The organism is Exiguobacterium sp. R-17, from assembly GCF_049913315.1.
Classification (GTDB): Bacteria; Bacillota; Bacilli; order Exiguobacteriales; family Exiguobacteriaceae; genus Exiguobacterium_A.
Map to the genome: position 1 here is coordinate 927,097 of NZ_CP184372.1, position 22,512 is coordinate 949,608.

The window sequence follows — 22,512 nt, forward strand, 5'->3', positions numbered from 1 at the left end:
ACTTAAAATGGTCGAAACAAATGTAGAATCACGCTTCAGTATCTTTGAAACAATGGAGATGGAAGATTACGAACAAGTTGTTTTTTGCCACGATAAAGTATCTGGATTAAAAGCAATCATCGCGATTCATGACACGACACTCGGACCGGCACTCGGTGGACTTCGTATGTGGAATTATGCATCAGATGAAGAAGCATTGATTGATGCGCTTCGTTTATCAAAAGGGATGACGTATAAAAATGCAGCCGCTGGTTTGAACCTTGGTGGTGGCAAAGCTGTCATCATCGGCGATGCGAAGACACAAAAATCAGAAGCACTCTTCCGGGCATTCGGACGTTACGTCCAGTCACTGAACGGTCGTTATATTACAGCAGAAGATGTCAATACGACGGTTGCAGACATGGATTACATCCATATGGAGACGGACTTCGTCACTGGTGTCAGCCCAGCATTTGGATCAAGTGGTAACCCATCACCAGTTACGGCATACGGTGTCTACCGTGGTATGAAAGCAGCGGCAAAAGAAGTGTACGGAACAGATTCACTTGGTGGAAAAACGATTGCGATCCAAGGTGTCGGTAACGTTGCCTTCAATCTATGCCGTCATTTGCATGAAGAAGGGGCGAAACTGATCGTCACGGACATCAATCAAGAAGCACTGCAACGTGCAGAAGAAGCATTCGGTGCCTTGATCGTCGCACCAGAAGACATTTATAGCGTCGAAGCGGACATCTTTGCGCCATGTGCCCTCGGTGCGACATTAAACGACGAGACAATTCCACAATTGAAAGTCAAAATCATCGCTGGTGCGGCAAATAACCAACTTAAAGAAGACCGTCACGGTGACATGCTCGAAGAACGCGATATCTTATATGTACCAGACTTCGTCATCAATGCGGGTGGTGTCATCAACGTTGCCGATGAACTCGACGGATACAACCGTGATCGTGCCATGAAAAAAGTCGAACTCGTCTACGATGCGGTCACGAAAGTATTCGAAATCGCAAAACGCGATCATTTACCGACATATCGTGCTGCTGAGAAAATGGCAGAAGAGCGTATCGCAACGATGCGTAGTGCCCGCAGCCAATTCTTACGTCGTGATAAAAACATTCTAGGATCACGCGGCTGATCAGAGGAGGATATCCATGAGCGAACGTATTTTGACGATCAATCCCGGTTCAACTTCGACGAAGATCGGTATCTTCGAAGGACCAAACCCGGTGTTCATGAAGACGTTACGCCATCCAGCGGAAGCGGTCAGAGGACCGCTTCCAGCGCAGCTGGAGATGCGTCGTCACGTAGTACTCGAAGTGTTAGCTGAAGAGCAGATTGATTTGAAAGCGCTTACTGCAGTCGTTGGGCGTGGTGGGTTACTCCGACCGCTTGTCAGCGGTACGTATGCAGTCAACAAAGAAATGCGAGAAGACTTACTCAGCGGTATTTTTGGCGTTCATGCATCGAACCTCGGTGGACTCCTTGCGGATGAGATTGCTCGGACACTCGACATCCCATCATTCATCGTTGATCCGGTCGTCGTTGACGAACTAGAACCGATTGCACGTATTACAGGCTTACCTGAACTTGAACGAAAAAGTATTTTCCATGCCTTGAATCAGAAAGCTGTTGCGAAACGGTACGCGAAGGAAATCGGACGTCCATATGAGGAACTACGCCTGATCATCGCTCACATGGGTGGCGGCATTACAGTCGGCGTACACCATGAGGGGCGTGTTATCGATGTCAACAATGGACTCGATGGAGAAGGACCGTTTTCACCAGAACGAAGCGGGTCGCTACCTGTTGGTCAACTAGTAGAACTATGTTATAGTACCAAGTATAAACTTGAAGAGATGAAGCGTCTGGTCGTTGGGTCAGGCGGACTTGTTGCGCACTTAGGTACGTTTGACGCGGTTGAGATCGAGCGCCGGATTGAAGAAGGCGATGAAAAAGCGGCATTGTTATATGACGCGATGGCGTACCGGATCGCGAAAGAAATCGCTGGTCAAAGTGCTGTCTTGTTCGGTCAGATCGACGCGATCATTCTAACAGGCGGACTTGCTTATAGTGATCGGTTGACGCGTGTGATCGAAGAACGCGTCGCCCATCTTGGTCAAGTCGTGCGTAGTCCTGGTGAAGATGAGTTGCAGGCGCTCGCAGAAGGAGTGTTGCGTGTCTTACGTGGGGAAGAGGAAGTTAAGGAATATGGAGGCGAACCAACATGGCTAGAGAATTCGACGTCGTTGTCCTAGGTGGCGGACCCGGTGGATATGTCGCCGCGATCCGTGCAGCACAAGCCGGGAAGTCGGTAGCAATCGTAGAACAAGGAAAATTAGGCGGGACATGCTTACATCGTGGCTGCATCCCCTCTAAAGCCTTTTTGAAATCAGCAGCAGTCTATCAGACGGTCAAACACGCTACTACATATGGCGTGGACGTACCGGAATCGTTTTTACGATTCGAACAGGTCAAACAACGTAAACAAGAGATCGTAGATGGATTAGAGGCAGGCATTCAGCATCTGATGAAAAAAGGAAAGATTGAAGTCTTTCATGGTCGGGGTTCGATTCTTGGACCAAGTATCTTTTCACCGATGCCGGGAACAATCAGCGTTGAGCCGGAAGAAGGCGAAGGCGAGTTGATCCTTCCGCGTCAATTGATCGTCGCGACAGGGTCGCGTCCACGTCCATTGAACGGACTCGCTTTTGATTCAGAGTATGTCCTCAGCTCGGATGATGCACTCGATATGGCAGATTTGCCAAAATCAATCGTCATCATCGGCGGCGGCGTCATCGGTGTCGAATGGGCATCGATGTTGACGGATTTTGACGTCGCAGTAACGGTCGTTGAATTCAGCGACCGGATTTTACCGACAGAAGATGCGGCAGTCAGTCGTGAAGTCGCCCGCCAACTAAAAAAGCGGGGCGTCAAGATTCATACGGGCGCAGCTGCACAAAGTGATACGTTCCGTATGTCAGAAGACGGCGTATCGATCGCGATCGACCGTAACGGAGAACAGACGACGCTTGAAGCGGATAAGTTGCTCGTCGCCATCGGTCGGATGGCGAATGTCGAAGGTATCGGAATCGAAAACACGAATATCGTCGTCGAAAATGGCTTCATCCAAGTGGATGACCATTTCCGGACGAAGGATCAACATATCTATGCAATCGGTGATGTCATCGGTCGCTTGCAACTCGCGCACGTCGCGTCAGCAGAAGGCGTCAAAGCAGTCGAGGCGATCGTAAACGGATCGACGACACCACTTGAATATGCGTTCGTACCACGTTGTATCTACAGCGTACCGGAAGCGGCATCGGTCGGTTTAACGGAAGACGAAGCGAAACGTGCCGGAATGGACGTTAAGGTCGGGAGCTTCTCGTTCAATGGGTTAGGAAAAGCGCGGATTGAAGGAGAAGCAGCAGGCTTCATCAAGCTCGTATCGGATGCGAAGACAGATGATCTCGTCGGCGTTCACATCGTCGGACCAAAAGCAACGGAACTGATTAGTGAAGGTGGGTTAGCGCTCGTACTCAATGCAACGGCATGGGAAGTTGGACAGCTCGTGCATCCGCACCCGGCCTTATCTGAAGCATTTGGAGAAGCAGCACTTGCAGTCGACGGACTTGCGGTTCACGCCTAAGGAGGAATTACGGATGGAAAAGATAGAATTCAAAGAATTGGTAGAACTCGGATTAACGGAACAAGACGCGATTCACATGTTCGAAACGATGGTCCGTGCGCGGAAAATCGATGAACGGATGTGGAAGTTGAACCGAGCAGGTAAAATTCCCTTCCTCGTCTCGTGTCAAGGACAAGAAGCGGCTCAAGTCGGTGCAGCGTTCGCACTCGAAAAAGGAACAGATTACATTTTGCCGTATTACCGTGATTTAGGTGTCGTCTTGCACTTCGGTCAAACGTCACGCGATATCATGCTATCGGCATTCGCCAAAGCAGAAGATCCGAACTCAGGTGGTCGCCAAATGCCAGGACACTACGGTTCACGTGCCTTGAACATCGTGACAGGTTCAAGTCCGGTTACGACGCAAGTACCACATGCTGTTGGAATTGCACTGGCTGCGAAGATGCGTAAGGAGCCACTCGTTGCTTACGTCTCGTTCGGTGAAGGTTCTTCAAACCAAGGTGATTTCCATGAAGGAGCAAACTTTGCCGGAATTCATAAGCTTCCTGTCATCTTGTTCTGTGAAAACAATAAATACGCGATTTCGACACCACTTTCGAAACAGCTGTCAGCGAAACACGTTGCTGACCGGGCGATTGGCTATGGTATGCCAGGATATACAGTGGACGGTATTGATCCACTTGCTGTCTTCAAAGTCGTCAAAGAAGCACGCGAACGTGGATTACGGGGAGAAGGTCCAACCTTAATCGAAGTTGAAGTCGAACGTCTCGTGCCACACTCATCCGATGATGACGATAAATCATACCGTTCTGCTGAAGAACTCGAGGCCTTAAAAGCGCGTGACGGAATCAAACTCTTCCGTGCGCGTCTGATTGAAATGGGTGTCTTGACGGAAGAAACAGCGACTGAAATCGAACAAGCGATGGAGAAAGAAGTCGATGAAGCAACGGCGTATGCTGAAGCAGCGGCTTACGATGCGCCAGAAAATGCATTACGTTACGTGTACGACGAGGAGGAAACAAAATGACGACGTTAAGTTTAATCGAAGCGATCAATAGTGCAATCAAAGAAGAGATGGAGCGCGACGAGTCCGTCTTCATCCTCGGCGAAGATGTCGGTGTCCGTGGTGGTGTTTTCCGGGCGACACAAGGGTTGCTTGAACAATTCGGAGAAGAACGTGTCATCGATGCACCGCTCGCTGAGAGTGCGATTGCTGGTGTCGGAATCGGAGCTGCGATGTACGGTATGCGTCCAATTGCTGAAATGCAATTCGCTGATTTCATCATGCCAGCGGTCAACCAAATCGTCAGTGAAGCAGCAAAGATTCGATACCGTTCGAACAATGACTGGACGTGTCCAATCGTTATCCGCGCACCGTTCGGTGGTGGTATTCACGGGGCGCTCTATCATTCCCAATCGGTCGAGGCGATGTTCAACTCGACGCCAGGTCTGAAGATCGTCATCCCGTCTAATCCATACGATGCGAAAGGATTGCTAAAGGCAGCGATTCGTTCGAATGACCCGGTCTTATTCTTCGAGCATAAACGGGGCTATCGTCTATTGAAGGGAGATGTCCCTGAAGGCGATTATACGGTTGAAATCGGTAAAGCAGACGTCAAGCGTGAGGGCGAAGACGTGACGATTATTACCTACGGACTGTGTGTCCATATGGCACTCGAGGCGGCAACACGTCTTGAAAAAGACGGAATCGATGTTCACATCCTTGACTTGCGGACTGTTTATCCAATCGACCGCGAAGCAGTCGTCGAAGCAGCGAAAAAGACGGGGAAAGTCTTGCTCGTCACGGAAGATAATAAAGAAGGTAGCGTCATGAGTGAAGTATCGGCGATCATTGCAGAAGAAGCCTTGTTCGATCTTGATGCACCAATCGAACGACTCTGTGGTCCAGACGTACCAGCGATGCCATACGCTCCGACGATGGAGAAGTTCTTCAACATCTCAAGTGAGAAAATTGAAGATAAAATCCGGACGTTACACGCATACTAAGGGGGAACTGACCGATGAAGACTGAAACACTTACGATGCCACAACTCGGGGAAAGCGTTACTGAAGGAACGATTTCGATGTGGCTGGTCAAACCAGGTGACACTGTCAAAAAATATGATCCGATTGCAGAAGTCATTACTGATAAAGTAACGGCAGAAGTCCCATCTTCGTTTGATGGTGTGATCGAAAAACTTCTTGCAGAAGAAGGCGATACGTTGCAAGTCGGTGACGCAATCGTCACGATGCAAGTCAACGGGGGGGCAACGGAAGTCGCTGCGACTGAACAAGAAGTACCGGCTGTCGAAGAGACAACGACGGCTGATACTTCGATGAAAAAGCGCTATTCACCAGCAGTCTTGAAACTATCGGGTGAGCATGGCATCGATCTCGAACAAGTGACGGGTACAGGAGCGGGCGGCCGGATTACCCGGAAAGATTTGTTGAAACTGATTGAGTCCGGCGCTATTCCTACACCACAAACAACTGAACCAAAACCGGAAGCGAAAACGGCTCCGGTAGCGCCTCCAACAGAAGCACCATCCGCACCAAAACGTCCGGTCAGCGCACCACAAGCGACTGAAGCAGGCGACATCGAGATTCCAACTGCCGGCGTACGTCAAGCAATCGCTTCGAACATGGTTCGCGCGAAACACGAAGCGCCACACGCCTGGTTGATGATTGAAGTCGATGTCACGAACTTGGTCGAAGCACGTAATCGTCATAAAGATGCGTTCTTCAAACAAGAAGGGGTCAAATTGACGTTCTTGCCGTTCTTCATGAAGGCGACGGTCGAAGGATTGAAGAAACATCCGATCATGAACTCGACATGGGCGGGAGATAAGATCATTCAAAAGAAAGCGATCAATCTATCACTTGCTGTTGCAACGCAGGACGCTCTGTTCGTACCGGTCGTCAAGAATGCGGATGAACTAAGCATCAAAGGGATCGCACGCGCGATCGATGACTTTGGTAAACGTGCACAAGCAGGCACGCTATCATCTGCAGAGATGCAAGGTGGGACGTTTACAGTCAACAACACAGGATCGTTCGGATCGATTCAATCGGCACCGATCCTCAACTTCCCGCAAGCAGCGATTCTATCCGTTGAATCAATCGTTAAACGTCCAGTTTGGGTGAACGGCATGTTCGCAGCACGTGACATGGTCAACCTCTGTATGTCGATTGACCATCGGGTGCTCGACGGACTCGTCGCCGGACAGTTCCTACAAACCGTCAAACAAGCGCTCGAATCCATCGATCCAAACCAACTTTCCTTATACTGAGATTTTCCAGTTGACAGGGAAGTAGAAGCATCGTAATATAAGAAACAATTCAACACACGATAGCAAAGACGAAGAGAAGTAACTTGTGAAACGATTTAAGAGAGCTGATGGGTGGTGTGAATCAGTATCGGGTAACAAGCGAATGGCCTTCCGAGCTTCAGACCGAATCCTTTAAGTGGGTAGTAGGCTCTGACGGGTTCCTCCCGTTATTGGGGTCGACGAATCAGGACAATGGTCCGGTTCGTTTCAAAGGGGACGATGTCAGCATCGTCAACGAAGGTGGTACCGCGGGTCTTCCCGTCCTTCATGTTCTACATGAATGGGCGAGAAGACCCTTTTCGTATACAATTGAATCGAATAAATCGTAGAGTGAGTTAAGTAGCGAGGCAACATCGGCGTTTCAGAGAGCGGAAGAATGGTGCGACTTCCGTACGGCGAGGTTTCGTGAATGGTCTCATGAGAGCGTGGCTGAACGAAGAAGTAGGTCACGACGGATGCCCCCGTTATCGTAGGCTATGATGTCTCTTATTTAGACGCATCAGACAGAGTGGGGACGGTCGAACCGTTCCAATCGAGAGGTGGCACCGCGAGATAATCGTCCTCCATGCAGCATACGCTGTGTGGGGGACTTTTTTTATATTCCAGGAGGCGAACAGGGATGGTTCAGACAGACACACTTATCATTGAACAACTTGAACTAAACGGCGACGAGATGACGCCGATCATGATTTTCCAACAACTGAGTGGAACACAGAAATGCTTGCTTGAAAGCTCCGCCCATACGGATCATGGACGGTATTCAATCATCGGTGTCGATCCGGTGGAAATGATCCGCGCAGAAGGACGAACCGTGACACGGGAACAGTTGAAGACAGGTCGATTGACACAAGAAACAGGTGATCCAGTACGGCTGATGCAACAAATGATCCTCCGGAATGGCGTCGAAGAAGATCTTCCGTTTTTAGCAGGCGGGATCGGATATGTCGGATACGATATGATGCGGGCGTATGAGACACTCGGAACGATTCCGAAACGAACGCGCCAACTACCGGATGCGCTGCTCGCCGTCTACGACCAAATCATCCTGTTCGATCATCTCGAGCATCGTGTTCATTTGATTCAAACGTCACTTGGTGGCATCACTGATCGTGACGTCTTACGTCAACGTTTAGCAGAACGAAAAGCGCAACTCGAGCAACCGCGAGAACGAACGGATATCGAGCGACCACTCCGGGATGTCATCTATGAACCATTGATGGATCAAGAGACGTTTGAAGGGCTCGTTGAGCAAGCGAAGACACATATTCGCCAAGGAGACGTCTTCCAACTGGTTCTCTCGCAACGACTTGATGCGACGTTTACGGGTGACCCGTTCCAGTTTTACCGGAAGCTCCGCAAGGATAATCCGAGTCCCTATCTCTTTTATATCGACTTAGGCGAAGCAATCGTACTTGGGGCTTCTCCTGAAAGTCTCGTCCAAGTCAAAGGGAATCGAGTGACGACGAATCCGATTGCCGGTACACGTCGCCGTGGGAAGACGAAAGCGGAGGACGAACGGCTGGCAGAAGAGTTGCTTCACGATGAGAAGGAACGGGCAGAGCACCGGATGCTCGTCGATCTTGGACGCAACGACTTAGGACGGATTTGTCAGATTGGTACCGTCGAAGTGACACGCTTCATGCAAATCGAACGATTCAAAAACGTAATGCACCTCGTCTCCGTCGTTGAAGGGACGTTAGCAGACGGGAAGACCGGAGCAGACGCACTTGTCTCTTGTCTACCGGCTGGGACGGTCACAGGAGCTCCGAAAATTCGAGCGATGCAGTTGATTGACCAGTACGAACAGGTCAAACGAGAAGTATACGCTGGAGCTGTTGGCTATTTCGACATTCGGGGGAATATGGATTTTGCCCTCGCTATCCGGACGATGGTCATCAAAGATGGTGTCGCTTCTGTTCAAGCAGGGGCTGGTATCGTCTACGACTCGATTCCACGCCTTGAGTACCAGGAGACGTTACACAAAGCGAAATCACTACTGGAGGTTTGGAAATGATCGTCCTGATTGATAACTATGATTCCTTTACCTATAACTTATACCAATACGCATCCGTTTATACGGCCGTCCACGTCATTCGAAACGATGCGGTTAGCATCGAAGAGCTCCGCGAGATGAAACCGGACGGTATCATCCTCTCACCCGGTCCCGGTCGCCCGGCTGATGCTGGCATCTGCATCGATCTAATTCGTCAATTATCGGGTCAAGTACCAATTCTCGGTGTCTGCCTCGGACATCAGGCAATCGGCGAAGCATTCGGAGGACGCATCGTTGAAGCACCGGTCATCATGCACGGGAAGACATCGATGATCCGACAATCGGGACAACTCTTCGACGAAATGACAGGAACGTTAGAGGTCATGCGCTATCATTCGCTGATCGTCGCTCGAAACGACTTACCGACGGAGCTCGTCATCACAGCAGAAACGGATGACCGGACGATTATGGCACTCGAGCACCGGACGCATCCGACTTTCGGAATCCAGTTCCATCCTGAATCCGTCGGAACACCACAAGGACAGCAGATGATTAAACGATTCATTGAATTGACGAAGGAGTGACGAACGATGAAAGAGACGTTATTGAAATTAGCAGAAGCAAAACATTTACGATATGAAGAGATGCAACAGGCAGCACGCGAACTGTTTGCAGAAGACGTGACCGATAGCGAAATTGCTGCTTTTCTCGTCGCCTTGAAAGCAAAAGGGGAGACTGCAGAAGAATTAGCTGGTCTCGCTTCAATCATGCGCGAGGTCGCCCTCGACATTCCGGTCACCGGCGATTTCATGGATAACTGCGGCACGGGAGGCGACGGCTCACAATCGTTCAACATCAGTACGACAGCCGCCTTCGTCCTAGCCGGTGCCGGTATGAAAGTCGCGAAGCACGGAAATCGGAGTGTCTCGAGTAAAACGGGCAGCGCTGATGTGCTCGAAGCACTCGGGGTGTCACTTGATGCGACACCAGAACGTTTAGCAGAACAGCTCGAGTCGAACGGAATCGCCTTCTTGTTTGCGCAACGGATGCACCCACGCGTCAAGCAAATCATGAAGGTTCGACGCGATCTGCGGATTCCAACGATCTTTAACTTGATCGGTCCGTTGACGAATCCGGTCCCACTCAAGACACAACTATTAGGAATTTACCGGGAGGATATGCTCGAGACGATGGCGTTGACTTTACATCGACTCGGTCGGAAGCGGGCAATCGTCTTGCATGGTGCGAATGGAATGGATGAAGCATCCCTTGCCGGAACGAACCAACTCGTCTTACTTGACAAAGGTGAGCTGATCCGCTTCAGTCTTCACCCGGAGGAAGTCGGACTGAAGACCGCACCGCTTGAAGCGATCCGTGGAGGTAGTGCACAAGAGAATGCGACGATTTTACTGCAAGTCCTTGGTGGCGAGCATGGTGCTTATCGCGACACGGTCCTACTCAATGCCGGAATTGCACTCTTTGCAGCAAATCGAGCGAAGACGATTGAGGAAGGGATTGCTTTAGCAGCAGATAGCATCGATTCAGGACGAGCGATGGAACGATTGAACCAATTACGACAAATGACACGGGAGGAAGCAATCGGATGAATATCTTAGATCGCATCATCGAAACAAAACGAGCAGAAGTCCTGCAATTGAAATTAACTGGCGTCGAACGGATCGACCGGGAGGCATTGAAGCCGTCGATCAAGCAACGACTATCGGGAGCGGAGTTATCCGTCATCGCGGAAATCAAACGAGCGTCGCCATCAAAAGGTGCCATCGCACTCGACGTCGATGTCGTCACTCAGGCAAAACAATATGAAGCGAGTGGGGCGACCGTCATCTCTGTCTTGACGGACGAGACGTACTTCAAAGGATCGATGGACGATTTAGCGGCAGTCGCTGCAGCGGTCGACATCCCCGTCCTCTGTAAGGATTTCATGATCGACCGGGTTCAGATCGACCGGGCAAAAGCACATGGAGCACGGTTGATTCTCTTGATCGTCGCCGCTCTCGAACAAGAGACGCTTGCTGACTTGTATGCGTATGCTTACGCGGAAGGACTTGAGGTCTTAGTCGAAGTCCATGACGAAGAGGAATTACGCCGAGCAGAGGCGATCGGTGCGCAAATCATCGGCATCAACAACCGGAACTTGAAGAAGTTCGAAGTTGATTTACAGACATCGGTCGGATTACTCGAACAGCAACAACCGGACGTCCGGTACATCAGTGAGAGTGGTATCAAGACGGTCGAGGAAGCACAGCGATTACATGCTGCCGGTGCAGACGGGATCCTCGTCGGCGAGACATTGATGCGGGCAGACGATCCGCAAGTCTTCATCCGAGAAGTGAGTGGCATGCGCGTATGACACGGATTAAATTCTGTGGTCTCCGAGAAAGCGAACATGTCGAAGCGGCAGTTCGCTTAGCGGACTACATCGGCTTCGTCTTTGCTAAAAGTAAACGACAGGTCACGCTGGAAGAGGCAGCACGTCTTAGACGCGACATTCCGAGTGCAATCCAGGTCGTCGGTGTCTTCGTCTCCCCGACTTACCAGCAGGTGACCGACGCGGTCGAACAAGTCGCGCTAGATCTCGTTCAAATTCACGGGATCATCCCGGATGGCAAGCTGCCGGTTCCCGTCATTCAAGCGATTCCCGTGACGGACATCACGGAAGTAGAGCAACAGACGGATTATTTGCTCGTTGACGCACCGGTTGCTGGAAGTGGCGAGACATTCGACTGGTCACGAGACATTCAAGCCGATCGACCACTGTTCATTGCCGGTGGCTTGACAGCAGGAAACGTCGGAGGAGCAATCAAACGATATCACCCGTTCGCCGTCGATGTCTCAAGTGGCATCGAGACGGATGGACGGAAAGATCCCATCAAAATGCAGGCATTCGCAGATGCCGTAAAGGAGAGAGAAGTATGAGCTACGCACAACCGGATACACTCGGACAATACGGTAAATACGGAGGACGCTACATCCCGGAAACATTGATGCACGCGGTGATCGAACTCGAAGAAGCTTACGCAACGGTAATAGAAGATCCAGCGTTTCAAGCGCGGATGGACGAATTGCTGAAAGAATACGTCGGACGTGAAACACCACTTTATTTTGCCGAACATTTGACGCAAACGATCGGTGGCGCAAAGATCTATTTGAAACGAGAAGACTTGAACCATACCGGTGCCCATAAAATCAACAATACGATCGGTCAAGCGTTACTGGCTGAACGGATGGGGAAACGAAAAATCGTTGCTGAGACAGGGGCAGGACAACACGGTGTCGCGACAGCGACGGTCTGTGCCTTACTCGATCTCGAATGTGTCATCTTCATGGGAGAAGAGGACGTCCGTCGTCAAGAATTGAACGTCTTCCGGATGGAGTTACTTGGAGCAACCGTCATCCCAGTCACACAAGGCAGTCGGACACTCAAAGATGCCGTCAATGAAGCACTCCGCTACTGGGTCAAACATGTCGAAGACACGCATTACTTGATGGGTTCTGTTCTCGGACCACACCCATTCCCGCAACTCGTCCGTGATTTCCAAGCAGTCATCGGAAAAGAGACACGACGCCAAATCATCGAAAAAGAGGGGCGTCTACCGGAGGCGATCGTCGCTTGTGTCGGCGGCGGTAGTAATGCGATCGGGATGTTCCACCCGTTCATCGATGATACAGATGTAAAATTGTATGGCATTGAAGCGGCGGGCAGCGGAATCGACACAGAGAAACACGCAGCGACGATGACAAAAGGAGAGGTTGGTGTCTTGCACGGATCGATGATGTATCTTTTACAGGATGCACACGGTCAAGTACAAGAAGCGCACTCGATCTCAGCAGGACTTGACTATCCGGGCGTCGGACCCGAGCATAGTTTGCTCAAAGATATCGGTCGTGTTCAGTATGAAGCGGTGACCGACGAACAAGCACTCGAAGCACTACAGCTGTTGAGCCGCAAGGAGGGAATCATCCCGGCACTCGAGTCGGCACACGCGATTGCCTATGCGACTCAACTCGCTGCAGAGATGGACAAGGAAGAGATTCTCGTTATCTGCTTATCAGGACGTGGCGATAAAGACGTCGTCACTGTCAGAAACGCACTAAAGGGGGAAGAATGATGCGATTAGAAACAGCGATTCGTAACGTTACAAGTAAGGGCGAAAAAGCCTTCATCCCGTACGTCATGGGGGGAGATGGAGGGATTGATCGCCTTCCGGAAATCTTAGCGTTTCTCGCTGAATCCGGAGCGACAGCGATTGAAGTCGGCGTTCCGTTTTCGGATCCCGTTGCTGACGGTCCAGTCATTCAAGAAGCGGGACTCCGGGCACTAGAAGCGAACGTCGGACTGAAGGATGTTCTTGAGGCGGTTCGCGTTGCCCGTCAGACCGTCGATGTTCCAATCGTCTTGATGACGTACTTAAACCCGATTTTCCGTTATGGATTAACAGCGTTTTTAGCGACATGTCGCGAAGTCGGGGTTGACGGATTGATCATTCCTGATTTACCACTTGAACAGAGTGAACAGTTCTTCGAACGAGAGGACAAGTCGGATATCGCGCTCGTTCAACTCGTCTCCTTGACGAGTCCAATGGAACGGATTCAAAAGATTGCCGATAAAAGCGAAGGGTTCCTTTATGCCGTTACGGTTAACGGGACGACTGGCGGACAGACGACGTTTGATAAGACACTTGAAGAACATTTAGCAAATGTCGCAGCCCATAGCCCGGTACCGGTACTTGCCGGGTTCGGAATCAGTACACCGGAACACGTCAAACAATTGAGTCGACCAGTCGCGGGTGTCATCGTCGGCAGTAAGATCGTCGACTTACTCCATCAAAACAATCGAGAAACGATTCAACAGTTGATGGCAGCACGGCTTGCGGCAACGCCGTCACATTAATGAAAACGAGCAGATGATCATACGATCATCCGCTCTTTTTCGTATAGATGTCACTTTTGAACGAGTGACTTCTGCAAGTTCGTATACAGCGGTTCGAATCCGAGTTCTTCATAAAACGCTGCGGCCCGGTCGTTGACCGTCCAAACGTTTAAGCGAACAGCATCGACCTTTCGTTCGAGTGCGAGTTCTTCTGCCACCTGCATCAACTGGCGACCGATTCCCGATGAACGATGGGAAAAGGTGACACCGACGTCAGTGATGTTCAAGATTTGAACGGGCGTAAACCGGTCGGATGCTGGCGCCGTCCACTTGCCAAACAAGTAACCAATGAGTGTTTCTCCATCGAGCGCTGTCAGACAGAGGTGTTGTTCTGCTTCTATCATCTGACTTAAAGACTCTAGCGTGTATGGTGTCGTTACATCTGGGTGAAAGTGAGGCGACAACCGCTTGTGATGCGCGAAAGTCTCAGCCGTCAGTGTAAGCAGGGCAGGGAGGTCTGAAGTACAGCTAGTGCGGATCATCAAGGGATCACTCCGATCATCGATTTTGTTTGAGTACTTCGGCGACGAGTCCCGACACGTACGGACTGCCACGATCTTCTTTTTCGACTGACTCGATCATGATGGCAACGAGAAGATCTTTTTTGTCGTTGTCGTACCCAACGAAGAAGCCATTCTCTTTGCCGTCGGTTTCGCCTGCCTTTTTCAATTCTGCCGTACCTGTCTTACCGGCAACATCGACTTCTTTGATATCAGCCGGAAGCGTATAACCGTTATGAACGACATCATACAAATCATCGCGGATCATCTTCGCGTCGTCTGCGTCGAGTAAATCCTTCTTAAAGACTTGCTTCGTTTTTTCCTCTTGTAAGAGTGTCGGACGATAGATTGTTCCATCCGTCAGGAAAATTTCATACATCGATGCTAAGTGTAGAATATTCGTCAACATCTGACCTTGTCCGTAAGACGTGTCCATCAGCTGTCCATCAGAAGAAATCGTGCCGTCGTTTGAGATCTGTGAGGCACGTAATGGGTACGTGAACGGTAGTTTTTCACCGTATCCGAGCGCTTTAAGACCAGACGTAAATGCTTTCGTTCCGACTTGTTCGAGTGTCGAACGGGCGAAATAGATGTTGTCGGAATAGACGAGCGCATTATGCAGATTGACCGGGGCCGGTGTCTCATGAATGCGGGTGACGTTAAAACCATCGATCTTATTTTTCAGCCCATTGATTGTGTAGGCTTTTTCCGGGTCGAGCGTTCCGCTCTTTAATCCGACAGCAGCCGTCAATGGTTTTTGAGTCGAACCGGGTGCGAAGGCACTTGTGAATCGGTTCAATAATGGCTGGTCCGGGTCCTGCGTCAGTTCATCGAGTCGTGCTTGTGAGATTCCTGACATGAATTCAGAAGGATCAAAGCCAGGAGAGCTGAGTAAGACACGGGTCTCGCCGGTCCGCGGATCAATCGCTGATGCTGTTCCGGGATCATCCTGCATCGTTTCATAAGTCTTTTTCTGAAGAGTGGCATCAATTGTCAACGCAATATCTTCGCCATCCGTCGGTTTCGTTTCGGCAACAGTAACGTTTGAGCCGTCTTTTTTCTGTAAAGTGATTGTCGCACCGGCTTTACCACGTAAGCGCTCATCGAGTACTTGTTCAAGTCCACGTTTCCCGACTTGCTCGCCAGCTTGGATTTGATTTTTTGATTGTTTAATCTCGTCTGCTGTCGCTGAACCGATATATCCAATCAAATGAGAGGCTGCTTTACCAAGTGGATACGTTCGGACTTCCGTTTCTTGGACACTGATTCCAGGAATGTCACGCAATTTTTCAACCGTTGCTTCGTCGGTCATCGTTTTGAGCGGAACGAACTGTCCATCTTTGACCCAACTTGCCTTTAAGGAATCTTCGACTGAAGAGGTCGGGCGGTCGAGCAATTCGGCAACTTTCTCGACGTCTTTTAATTGTCCGGCTGTCGCGCCGACAGCAAATCCTTTTCCAGAGGTTGCGAGCGGTTTCTCATTCGAATCGAGTAAATCACCACGTTTGCCTTCAACGGTTTGTAGCTGGACTTTGTCATCCTTTTTAAAATCCTTTAGAACGAACGAAGAGTCCCAGTCAATGAACCAGTTTTCGGTCTTACCTTGTTTCTCAAATGTCAGTGGAACTTGTTTATCGTAGGCAACGGTTCCTGCAACCGTATCAAAGGAAATCTGCACGGGAAGGGACGCTTTTTCGTCATCCGTTGCTTCCTCCGCTTTCTTTCGTTCGACGGATAAGTTTTGAATATCAAGTGATTTCGACAATTGTTTCGTTCGCTCGATGAATTCTTTTTTACCGTATTCTTTTTTAGTAGCTGTACTCGCGTACGTATACATTTTATCGTAGTCTTGTTTCTCCCAAAGTTTAATATAGGCATCAAGACGTTCTTCAGGTGTCGGTTGATCTTGGCAACCGGCAAGCAGAGTCACGCCGAAAGATGCCGATAGAATCAAGGGAATGGTTCGTTTCATATGATTCGCCTCCTATATTCATGAGAGCCATGAATATACCGTACCACTCCTGTCAGAAGATTTCATCTGAAACAAAAAAACGGACTTCTCAAGATGAGAAGTCCGGCGAATCTGATTCAGTTGAAGTAATTGAGTGGATTAACGCTGTTTGCTGCAGACGTTCCACTGTAGACGTAAGAGCCGCGGTGCATTTCAAAATGCAAGTGAGCACCAAAGGCATTTCCTGTCGCGCCGACTGTCCCGATTTTTGTTCCTTTAGCAATCGTTTGTCCAACAGAAACAGCACGGCTGTTCATATGTGCGTAAACTGTCGTGTACTGGATGCCGTTAACCGTATGCGTCATCATGACATGATTACCGTATGCACCGTAGTAACGAGACGTGATGACCTTTCCAGCAGCTGAAGCATAGATAGGTGTACCCGTCGGAGCACCGATATCAATACCATTGTGGAACGTGTAACCATAAACACCGCTTGCCGCACCGTATCCTTGTGTGATCGGACCGCTTGCTGGACGCGAAAAACCAGTCGTTGCTTTTGTTGAAGTCGTCGTACTGTACTTTTTAACATATGTAGAAGAAACGTAGCGTGATGCGCCGCCGTATGAAATTTTTGTCCATGAACCAGAAACACCGAGATAATTGAATGTCTGTCCTGTATTGACGCTACCGACGATTTTATAAGCCGTTGATGGACCTGTCCGGACGCGTAGTCCGTCTGCCATGACTTTTACTTTATATGTCGTTGCGGCCTCAACTTTCGAAGCACTCGTTGTAGCAAAACCTGAAACTACCAAAGCTGTCATTGTCATTGTTGTAAGCAAACGTTTCATTAAGTGTATTTCCTCCTTAAAAATCTGAAGCGACAGAACTGATCATTACAAAATTGTAAGATTTTATGTATATTTATTTATTTTAAAGAATGATTTTTCGTCTGAGATGATTATAGCATCGTCAATAACACAAAAATATTTCAAATATATTTCAAAATTACGCTTTGTTAACATATATTGTAATGGATTTTAAAGTAAAAAAAGAAACCGACAAATCGTCGATTTCTTTTTTTACTCGTATAACGTTAGCCAGCAGAGAATGGTGAATATACAGTAAGATGTTGAGGGAGTACCTCGACAGTCACAGGAACATGACCTGCCGTATCACCATCGGCATTGATTGGTAACTCTTCTTTCGAACGAATCTCGACACGTGTCGTCGTGAAGTGTTCGATTTGATCCGCCTTTGATAACCCACCCGTGATGAGTTTAGGTAATGCTTGAAGCGCATCAAAGAATCCGAGCTTCGTAATGATGAATCCATGCAGTAATCCATCGTCGACTTTTGCTTCTTCCGCAAACGATTCGAATCCACCAACGGAATTCGTCAAGGCGATGATTAACAAGTGGGCTTCTCCATCAAATTGTTTTTCGGCAGAGTTGATTTTGATTGGATAAGGACTATGATCCTTAAAGGCTTTCAAACCTTCAATGAAATAAGCGACCGATCCAAGTGACGTTTTCTGTTCGATGCTCACTTCTTCGACGGCTTCCGCAATCAGACCAACCGCAATGACGTTCATGAAGTAATGATCATCATATTTACCGATATCAAGCGGGCGGGCAGGGGCATCAGCTAATATCTGAATCGCCTCTTCGGGGTCCGTCGGGATGTGTAACGCGCGTGATAAATCATTGACCGTTCCAAGCGGTACGATCCCAAGTGTTGGACGATGTGGTTGCTCGGCAATTCCAGTAATGACTTCATTGACCGTTCCATCACCACCCATGGCGATGACGGCGTCGTAATTAGACTGGGCGGCATGACGTGCGAATTCCGTTGCATCGTGTTCTTTTTCCGTGAATCGAACGTCGACGGTTTGAAAGCGAGTAGCAAGCGTCTCTTCAGCGAGCGTCGCGTGTTTTTTTCCGAGTTCTTTACCAGAAGACGGGTTGATGATCAACATAGCTTGAGACAAGATGAATTCCTCCTTTGACGTATCTGTTCCTATTTTCCCGAGTCAAAGAAGGACTAATCATTTTAGTTCAAGTTTCTAAAATTAAACGTTCATACAAACCTTCAATTTTTCGTAACAATGCTTCTTTTTCCATCTCGACCGTCATCCATTCTTCTTCCGCGGATACATGAGAAAGAACGGCATCAAGATGTACGACTTGAAGTTCCAACTCTTCTATTTGCTGTTCAATGGACTGTTCTTTCGCAGGTGCTTTCGAACGCTTTGAAATTTTCGATTTCTTCTCATGATTTATCTGAGGTGGTGTGCCATGACTGGCTTGTCGTTTCTCCACTGCATAAGCATAGTTTCCAGTATACGAAGTAATTTGATGGTCAAGCCAAATGATTTTTGGAAAAAGACGATTCAAGAAATAGCGGTCGTGTGAGACGGCGATCAATGTACCAGAAAAATTCTCGAGTGCTTCTTCAAGCGTCTCTCTTGATTCAATATCTAGATGATTCGTCGGCTCATCGAGAATCAAAACGTTGATCGACGAATGAACGAGTACGGCAAGCTGCAATCGAACACGTTCTCCTCCGCTTAGTGACAAAATAGACCGAAAGACAGTCGGTCCGAAAAACAGGAACCGGGCAAGAATATGGCGGGCTTCCGCTTCTGGAACGGCAATGCGGTCTCTAAACCAGTCGATTAAGCGAGCATCCTCCTCGAAATGAGCATGTTGGGACAAGTAACCGATCCGGTTCGATGGTCCACGCGTGAGCGTGCCTGCGTCTGGTGACAATTCATCAAGCAACAGTGCGAGCAACGTCGATTTCCCGCTCCCATTCGTTCCGACGATTGCAACCCGATCTTGAGCCATGATTTCGAACGAGACAACATCGAAAATGCGACGGGAATCGTAAGCGAAAGAGAGCTCTTCAGCGCGAAAGACGACTTGACTCGTATGATCGGTAGAAGAAAAAGAGACATCAGCGGTTTTGGCTTCGAGTTGCGGTCGTTTGATCCGTTCGATTCGCTCGAGTGCCCGCTCCATCGATTTTGCTTTACGGAATAATTTCTCACTCGGTGGAGATGCTTCGTTTGCCCACTGCCGTAGTCGACGAATCGCTTCCTTCATCTTCTTGATTTTTTTCTGTTGCTCCTGATAGGCGTGGAACTGTTCCATCAAGCGACGTTCTCGTTCGACGACGAACGCACTGTAGTTCCCTAGGTAGGAGGTCAGTTCACCATCTTCGAGCTCGACGATCGAGGTGACGACGGCGTCTAAGAAGACCCGGTCGTGAGAGACGAGCAGGATAGTTCCAGTGTAGTCCCGTAAGAATTGTTCTAACCATTCAACGGCAGCTAAATCAAGATGGTTCGTCGGCTCATCAAGGATCAGGAGGTGTGGTTCCATCAGCAACATGCGACCGAGGCAAATCTTCGTTTGCTCACCGCCGCTCAACTGATGGAAAGGGCGAGTGAGTAACGGACGTAAATGTAATCCGTTCACCATGCGCTCGATCTTCGAGTCGAGTAGATAGCCATCTTTTTGTTCGAATGCATTTATCGCTTCCGCATATCGAACGAGTAGTGCATCCAGATCATCTGGCGCTGTCGCCATCAAAAGCTCCAACTGTTGCATCCGAGAACGGATTGCGAGGATCTCTTCAAACGCCGTCCAAAGGACGTCGAGTCCGGTCATTGTCTCGGCATAAGTGGGAAGTTGTTCCAAGTAGCCAATCGTCAAACCGTTCTTTTGATAGATGACGCCACCGTCCGGTTGGTCAAGGCGAGCAAGTAAGCGGAGTAATGTCGTTTTACCACTTCCGTTTCGTCCAATCAGACCGACACGATCGTGTTCGTTTAAGAAGAGGGAAACGTCCGTTAAGATCGTTTCGCCTCCGAATTGTTTTGTCAGATGTTGAATGTCGCAAATCATCATAATGAGTTGATCCTTTCGCGCGCATTAAAAAAAGGAGAGCGCAAATAGCACTCTCCCTAGTGTGTGAAAGATGCGCTTTGCTGTATTTTTCAATCATGAAGTTCTAAAAAGGGCAGACGGGTGCCTTAGAACGCCATTCCATGAAAAATCGCGCGCAACCGATACAATTGTTCCATTAACCAATGTTTGCACGCGGCAAAGTCCATCATTTCACACCACCTTTCGTTTCAGATACAATCAGTTTACCATTATCTTGTTAATTGCGGAAGTCTGAATTATTTGAACACACCAGCAATCGAGCTGAAGAAGTCACTCAGACCATCAAATAATTTAGCGAAGAATCCTTTTGTCTCCTCGGACGTTGCAAACGAATGGATGTCTTGACCAGCATTTTTCAGTCCACTCTCGATTTGCCCCCAGTTGATGTTCGCTTGCTCCATTTGATTGAATAGATTCGTCAACCGATCCATCTGTGCGTCAGACAGTTGGATGTTGTTGTTTTGAATGACTTGGACGATCAGGTTTTCGATCTCAACTTTTGTTTCCGGTTTTTGATTCGCGATTTCGGCCTTGATCTCATTCATCAAATCAGCGACTTTATCTGTCCCGACTGTCTTCCCGACGTCTGATGTGACCGATAATTCTTGCTGTGCTAAATCTTTCCGTTCGTCACTCAGCTTGATTCCGGTCTCAGCCGAAGTTTGATCATAGGCTTTCATGATTCCTGTCAGTGCCGATGTTCCAGTCACTTTATAAGGAGAAGTGATCGTGATGTCGGCATCTTTGACACCTGCCGTGACGAGAGCGTTCAAGTACATATCCTTCGTCACCCACGTGATGTTTTCCGTCGCAACGGAAAGTCCGTCCCCTTTTTCCGTCAATTCGATCTTAGCGGATGAATACATGTTGCCGCCCTTTTGTGACTGGGGAATGTTTTTCCCGAGGTATTTTTCTTCGTCTGCAGAGGTTGCGATGATCGGTGTGATACCTTCTGGTGCATTGAGACGTGAAAGTACCCAAGCCTTATCTTTTGCGCCGAGTGACTCCCCGAGAGTGACGATCGTTTTATCAACGACTTGCTCGGCGGATGCGGCTGTCGGAAGTAATAAAGCAGAAGCGATAACGGCTGACGCCATGATTTTTGTTGGTGTATGCATAATGAAATCCTCCAATTGTAAGTAACAGAATGAATTATAGTATCAGGTACTAAAATTAGTGTACGAGAACGAAAGAAGTTCGGAATCGGTCTGTAGATGGAGACGATATCCGCCTTCTGACACTCCATAGTATAGCGAAAAGAGGACAACTTGACTTCCATTTTCAGCATACTATAGTGGATTTGAATCGAATAATGACCACTAGGGGAGTCGGTTGACCGACTGAGACGAACGAAGACGTTCGGACCCTTTGAACCTGATTAAGTTCGTACTTACGGAGGGAAGTGGCGTCAAGTCTTGTTCTTCTTGCGCCATGCCCGTGTGTTTCGGGGTGGTGTTTTTTCGTTTCATAAAAACGAGGAGGATGAGATCATGACATTCACACAAGAAATCAAACAAGCAGCACAAGCGTATTGGGACAGTAGTTTTACGCACCCATTCGTTCAAGGAATCGGCGAGGGAACGTTACCGCTCTCGAAATTTCGACATTATGTCATGCAGGATGCGTATTACTTAAAACACTTTGCGAAGATTCAAGCGAAGGCAGCGTCAAAAGCAGATGACTTTGCGACGATCGCGACACTTGCCGAGCACGCGACTTCGACATATGGGGCAGAACTGAGCTTGCATCAATCATTTTTCGAGCCGCTCGGTATCACAGAAGCAGACCTTGAAGCATTTGAACCGGCACCAACGGCATATGCTTACGTCTCACACATGCATCATGCGAGTGAAGGGACGCTTGGTGAGACGATTGCTGCCATCTTGCCATGTTACTGGTTGTATTATGAAGTTGGACAACAATTATTGACGTGTACACCGGATGAAAAAATCTATCAGCAATGGATCGACACATATAGTTCGGAATGGTTCGAAAAGGTCGTCTTTGAACAGATTGCACGGCTTGATACGTTGGCGGAACAAGCAAGCCCGACTGAACGAGAGCGGATGAAACGGCATTTCGTGACGAGCTGTTATTATGAGTTGCTGTTTTGGCATATGGGATGGACGGAAGAAACGTTTACGTCGATTTACGAGACGATTCCAGCACGGACGGTATCTTCCTAAAGA

20 protein-coding genes, 1 riboswitch and 2 other annotated features are annotated in these 22,512 nt (G+C 48.9%); of the genes, 14 read left to right on the forward strand and 6 right to left on the reverse strand.

Features of this window, described 5'->3' with window-relative positions; translation table 11 throughout:
* Positions 1–7 precede the first annotated feature (7 nt).
* The 13 genes from ACN9MT_RS04805 to trpA all read left to right on the forward strand — a co-directional run bounded on the left by ACN9MT_RS04805 (position 8) and on the right by trpA (position 13,877).
* Positions 8–1,132: a Leu/Phe/Val dehydrogenase gene (locus ACN9MT_RS04805; RefSeq protein ID WP_023467593.1), complete on the forward strand. Its 1,125-nt coding sequence runs from the start codon at positions 8–10 to the stop codon at positions 1,130–1,132.
* A 16-nt stretch (positions 1,133–1,148) separates the two neighbouring features.
* Complete coding sequence (buk, locus tag ACN9MT_RS04810) at positions 1,149–2,252, forward strand: butyrate kinase (protein ID WP_426272867.1); 1,104 nt, start codon at positions 1,149–1,151, stop codon at positions 2,250–2,252.
* Positions 2,222–3,643, forward strand: coding sequence for a dihydrolipoyl dehydrogenase (lpdA, locus tag ACN9MT_RS04815; protein ID WP_426272868.1), 1,422 nt, complete (start codon positions 2,222–2,224; stop codon positions 3,641–3,643). The genes buk and lpdA overlap by 31 nt, the downstream gene beginning before the upstream one ends.
* A 13-nt stretch (positions 3,644–3,656) precedes the next feature.
* On the forward strand, positions 3,657–4,670 hold the full coding sequence (locus tag ACN9MT_RS04820; protein WP_426272869.1) for a thiamine pyrophosphate-dependent dehydrogenase E1 component subunit alpha: 1,014 nt from the start codon (positions 3,657–3,659) through the stop codon (positions 4,668–4,670).
* Positions 4,667–5,650 carry an alpha-ketoacid dehydrogenase subunit beta gene (locus ACN9MT_RS04825; protein ID WP_023467596.1) on the forward strand — a complete coding sequence of 328 codons (984 nt, stop codon included), beginning with the start codon at positions 4,667–4,669 and terminating at the stop codon, positions 5,648–5,650. The genes ACN9MT_RS04820 and ACN9MT_RS04825 overlap by 4 nt, the downstream gene beginning before the upstream one ends.
* A gap of 14 nt (positions 5,651–5,664) precedes the next feature.
* Positions 5,665–6,933, forward strand: coding sequence for a dihydrolipoamide acetyltransferase family protein (locus ACN9MT_RS04830; protein WP_426272870.1), 1,269 nt, complete (start codon positions 5,665–5,667; stop codon positions 6,931–6,933).
* A gap of 56 nt (positions 6,934–6,989) precedes the next feature.
* Positions 6,990–7,241, forward strand: a binding site (T-box leader).
* 48 nt (positions 7,242–7,289) lie between these two features.
* Positions 7,290–7,539: a binding site (T-box leader), on the forward strand.
* A 52-nt stretch (positions 7,540–7,591) separates the two neighbouring features.
* Positions 7,592–8,986 (forward strand): anthranilate synthase component I, encoded by a 1,395-nt coding sequence (trpE, locus tag ACN9MT_RS04835; RefSeq protein ID WP_426272871.1) that lies wholly within the window; start codon positions 7,592–7,594, stop codon positions 8,984–8,986.
* Positions 8,983–9,549 carry an anthranilate synthase component II gene (locus ACN9MT_RS04840; protein WP_035409060.1) on the forward strand — a complete coding sequence of 189 codons (567 nt, stop codon included), beginning with the start codon at positions 8,983–8,985 and terminating at the stop codon, positions 9,547–9,549. Before trpE ends, ACN9MT_RS04840 begins: the two co-directional genes overlap by 4 nt.
* Before the next feature lie 6 nt (positions 9,550–9,555).
* Positions 9,556–10,572 (forward strand): anthranilate phosphoribosyltransferase, encoded by a 1,017-nt coding sequence (trpD, locus tag ACN9MT_RS04845; protein WP_426272872.1) that lies wholly within the window; start codon positions 9,556–9,558, stop codon positions 10,570–10,572.
* Positions 10,569–11,336 carry an indole-3-glycerol phosphate synthase TrpC gene (gene trpC, locus ACN9MT_RS04850; RefSeq protein WP_426272873.1) on the forward strand — a complete coding sequence of 256 codons (768 nt, stop codon included), beginning with the start codon at positions 10,569–10,571 and terminating at the stop codon, positions 11,334–11,336. Before trpD ends, trpC begins: the two co-directional genes overlap by 4 nt.
* Positions 11,333–11,902, forward strand: a complete 570-nt coding sequence (locus ACN9MT_RS04855; protein WP_426272874.1) for a phosphoribosylanthranilate isomerase — start codon at positions 11,333–11,335, stop codon at positions 11,900–11,902. The genes trpC and ACN9MT_RS04855 overlap by 4 nt, the downstream gene beginning before the upstream one ends.
* Positions 11,899–13,095: a tryptophan synthase subunit beta gene (trpB, locus tag ACN9MT_RS04860; RefSeq protein WP_426272875.1), complete on the forward strand. Its 1,197-nt coding sequence runs from the start codon at positions 11,899–11,901 to the stop codon at positions 13,093–13,095. The genes ACN9MT_RS04855 and trpB overlap by 4 nt, the downstream gene beginning before the upstream one ends.
* Positions 13,095–13,877: a tryptophan synthase subunit alpha gene (trpA, locus tag ACN9MT_RS04865; protein ID WP_368916194.1), complete on the forward strand. Its 783-nt coding sequence runs from the start codon at positions 13,095–13,097 to the stop codon at positions 13,875–13,877. The genes trpB and trpA overlap by 1 nt, the downstream gene beginning before the upstream one ends.
* A 50-nt stretch (positions 13,878–13,927) precedes the next feature.
* Here the strand turns inward: trpA and ACN9MT_RS04870 are convergent, their stop codons facing one another.
* The 6 genes from ACN9MT_RS04870 to ACN9MT_RS04895 form a co-directional block, all read right to left on the reverse strand.
* Complete coding sequence (locus ACN9MT_RS04870; RefSeq protein WP_426272876.1) at positions 13,928–14,398, reverse strand: GNAT family N-acetyltransferase; 471 nt, start codon at positions 14,396–14,398, stop codon at positions 13,928–13,930.
* Between the two features lie 16 nt (positions 14,399–14,414).
* Complete coding sequence (locus tag ACN9MT_RS04875; protein ID WP_426272877.1) at positions 14,415–16,388, reverse strand: penicillin-binding transpeptidase domain-containing protein; 1,974 nt, start codon at positions 16,386–16,388, stop codon at positions 14,415–14,417.
* Between the two features lie 116 nt (positions 16,389–16,504).
* Positions 16,505–17,221, reverse strand: a complete 717-nt coding sequence (locus tag ACN9MT_RS04880; RefSeq protein ID WP_035409046.1) for a peptidoglycan DD-metalloendopeptidase family protein — start codon at positions 17,219–17,221, stop codon at positions 16,505–16,507.
* Positions 17,222–17,466: 245 nt separating this feature from the next.
* The gene (locus tag ACN9MT_RS04885; RefSeq protein ID WP_426272878.1) at positions 17,467–18,360 is read right to left on the reverse strand and encodes a diacylglycerol/lipid kinase family protein; all 894 of its coding nucleotides are present in this window, start codon (positions 18,358–18,360) and stop codon (positions 17,467–17,469) included.
* A gap of 67 nt (positions 18,361–18,427) precedes the next feature.
* Positions 18,428–20,284 (reverse strand): ribosomal protection-like ABC-F family protein, encoded by a 1,857-nt coding sequence (gene abc-f, locus ACN9MT_RS04890; protein ID WP_426272879.1) that lies wholly within the window; start codon positions 20,282–20,284, stop codon positions 18,428–18,430.
* A 275-nt stretch (positions 20,285–20,559) separates the two neighbouring features.
* Positions 20,560–21,441, reverse strand: a complete 882-nt coding sequence (locus tag ACN9MT_RS04895) for a DUF1002 domain-containing protein (RefSeq protein ID WP_426272880.1) — start codon at positions 21,439–21,441, stop codon at positions 20,560–20,562.
* A gap of 193 nt (positions 21,442–21,634) precedes the next feature.
* Positions 21,635–21,741: riboswitch (TPP riboswitch) on the forward strand.
* A 72-nt stretch (positions 21,742–21,813) separates the two neighbouring features.
* On the opposite strand from ACN9MT_RS04895, the gene tenA reads away from it, so the two are divergent.
* Positions 21,814–22,509, forward strand: coding sequence for a thiaminase II (gene tenA / locus ACN9MT_RS04900; protein ID WP_426272881.1), 696 nt, complete (start codon positions 21,814–21,816; stop codon positions 22,507–22,509).
* Positions 22,510–22,512: the final 3 nt, after the last annotated feature.

What these genes read in the sequence shown, in the direction of transcription:
- ACN9MT_RS04855 (WP_426272874.1), top strand. Translation starts at nt 11,333, where the DNA reads ATGACACGGATTAAATTCTGTGGTCTCCGAGAAAGCGAACATGTCGAA.
- ACN9MT_RS04895 (WP_426272880.1), bottom strand. Translation starts at nt 21,441, where the DNA reads ATGCATACACCAACAAAAATCATGGCGTCAGCCGTTATCGCTTCTGCT.
- ACN9MT_RS04805 (WP_023467593.1), top strand. Translation starts at nt 8, where the DNA reads ATGGTCGAAACAAATGTAGAATCACGCTTCAGTATCTTTGAAACAATG.
- buk (WP_426272867.1), top strand. Translation starts at nt 1,149, where the DNA reads ATGAGCGAACGTATTTTGACGATCAATCCCGGTTCAACTTCGACGAAG.
- ACN9MT_RS04840 (WP_035409060.1), top strand. Translation starts at nt 8,983, where the DNA reads ATGATCGTCCTGATTGATAACTATGATTCCTTTACCTATAACTTATAC.
- trpD (WP_426272872.1), top strand. Translation starts at nt 9,556, where the DNA reads ATGAAAGAGACGTTATTGAAATTAGCAGAAGCAAAACATTTACGATAT.
- ACN9MT_RS04875 (WP_426272877.1), bottom strand. Translation starts at nt 16,388, where the DNA reads ATGAAACGAACCATTCCCTTGATTCTATCGGCATCTTTCGGCGTGACT.
- trpC (WP_426272873.1), top strand. Translation starts at nt 10,569, where the DNA reads ATGAATATCTTAGATCGCATCATCGAAACAAAACGAGCAGAAGTCCTG.
- tenA (WP_426272881.1), top strand. Translation starts at nt 21,814, where the DNA reads ATGACATTCACACAAGAAATCAAACAAGCAGCACAAGCGTATTGGGAC.
- ACN9MT_RS04830 (WP_426272870.1), top strand. Translation starts at nt 5,665, where the DNA reads ATGAAGACTGAAACACTTACGATGCCACAACTCGGGGAAAGCGTTACT.
- abc-f (WP_426272879.1), bottom strand. Translation starts at nt 20,284, where the DNA reads ATGATGATTTGCGACATTCAACATCTGACAAAACAATTCGGAGGCGAA.
- lpdA (WP_426272868.1), top strand. Translation starts at nt 2,222, where the DNA reads ATGGCTAGAGAATTCGACGTCGTTGTCCTAGGTGGCGGACCCGGTGGA.
- ACN9MT_RS04880 (WP_035409046.1), bottom strand. Translation starts at nt 17,221, where the DNA reads ATGAAACGTTTGCTTACAACAATGACAATGACAGCTTTGGTAGTTTCA.
- trpA (WP_368916194.1), top strand. Translation starts at nt 13,095, where the DNA reads ATGCGATTAGAAACAGCGATTCGTAACGTTACAAGTAAGGGCGAAAAA.
- trpE (WP_426272871.1), top strand. Translation starts at nt 7,592, where the DNA reads ATGGTTCAGACAGACACACTTATCATTGAACAACTTGAACTAAACGGC.
- ACN9MT_RS04870 (WP_426272876.1), bottom strand. Translation starts at nt 14,398, where the DNA reads ATGATCCGCACTAGCTGTACTTCAGACCTCCCTGCCCTGCTTACACTG.
- ACN9MT_RS04825 (WP_023467596.1), top strand. Translation starts at nt 4,667, where the DNA reads ATGACGACGTTAAGTTTAATCGAAGCGATCAATAGTGCAATCAAAGAA.
- trpB (WP_426272875.1), top strand. Translation starts at nt 11,899, where the DNA reads ATGAGCTACGCACAACCGGATACACTCGGACAATACGGTAAATACGGA.
- ACN9MT_RS04820 (WP_426272869.1), top strand. Translation starts at nt 3,657, where the DNA reads ATGGAAAAGATAGAATTCAAAGAATTGGTAGAACTCGGATTAACGGAA.